Below are 1,223 nucleotides of genomic sequence, written 5' to 3'. Positions count from 1 at the left end.
CGTTGAATGTTCTCGATTTAGAACCACTAAACCGTCAAACATTCGCCTTGTCTAGATGGCACACAGACCGCTGCAAAAATGTACAACAAAGGTCAACAGACCCTAGCGACAAAAACTTTCATGGTTGACCTCGTGGTTTAAAATTACACTTTCGAGACAGTCAACATTCGGCCAGTGCATTTGTACTGGCCATTTTTCTTTCCTTTAAAAGCAAAACGCACTCGCATAAATCAGGTTAATCAGTTTTGCTGATTTTCTGTCATACAGCATATCTGTTATTATACTTACCGTTCTAAAACACCGTTATTTTTGTTGTCAAAAGCCGCGTTCTTCAACGTGACCTTTCAATAAAATAACCTGTGAGGCTTTGTGTCAGATATCATTTTACTTGGACAAAATTTCCTAGCACTTTTCGTTGAATCCGCGCCTTGGTTACTTCTCGGTTTGCTGGTGGCGGGTATCATGCACGAATTGGTACCCGTTTCGTTTTTGGAAAAGCACATGGGCAGCTCATCGTTTGGCTCAATTACAAAGGCCGCGGTTATTGGTGCGCCTTTACCTCTGTGCTCTTGCGGCGTTATCCCAGCGGCACTTGGGCTTAGGCGTAGCGGTGCATCTAAATCTTCCACTATCTCGTTTTTAGTGTCTACGCCCGAGACTGGCGTAGACAGTGTTTCTGTGTCCTATGCATTGCTTGGACCGTTGTATGCCATTGTTAGACCCATCGCGGCCATTACAAGCGCTGTTTATGCTGGATTGATGGTGCGTTTTTTCGCAGAAGCAGAAGAGGTTCAACAACGACAATCTGAGGCGACGCAGTCATCGTGCTGTGGTTCAAAGCAAGCACCTAAACCAGAACCGCAAATACAGGCCAGCACGTCCTGTTGTGCAAGCGAAAAAACACTTGTTCATAACCACGAAAGCACAGACAAGCCTAAACACGAGTCTTCGCCTTCGAAAGTCACAAGCGTGCTTTCATACGCCAGTGGCAAGTTACTTGAAGACATTGTGATATGGTTATTAATTGGATTAGCACTTGCCGCGGCAATTAAAACGTGGGTACCCACCGACTTTTTAACGCAATGGGGTGATGGCGTGGTCGCCATGCTAGTGATGGCGCTAATCGGCATTCCTATGTACATATGTGCTACAGCATCAACGCCACTCGCGGTTGGGTTTCTTGCGGCGGGGCTATCGCCCGGTGCTGTTTTAGTGTTTTTAAT

The 1,223-nt window shown here is 46.0% G+C and carries 1 protein-coding gene; it reads left to right on the top strand.

Features of this window, described 5'->3' with window-relative positions:
* Positions 1–369 precede the first annotated feature (369 nt).
* Positions 370–1,223, top strand: an 854-nt coding sequence (locus tag MHN02_RS21500) for an SO_0444 family Cu/Zn efflux transporter (protein WP_239247983.1), incomplete at its 3' end; no start/stop codon positions are given.

This window comes from Alteromonas sp. CNT1-28, assembly GCF_022348345.1.
In the GTDB taxonomy this organism is placed as follows: Bacteria; Pseudomonadota; Gammaproteobacteria; order Enterobacterales; family Alteromonadaceae; genus Alteromonas; species Alteromonas macleodii.
The sequence above is the reverse complement of the archived record's forward strand: the minus strand, read 5'-3'. Positions and strand labels throughout refer to the sequence as shown.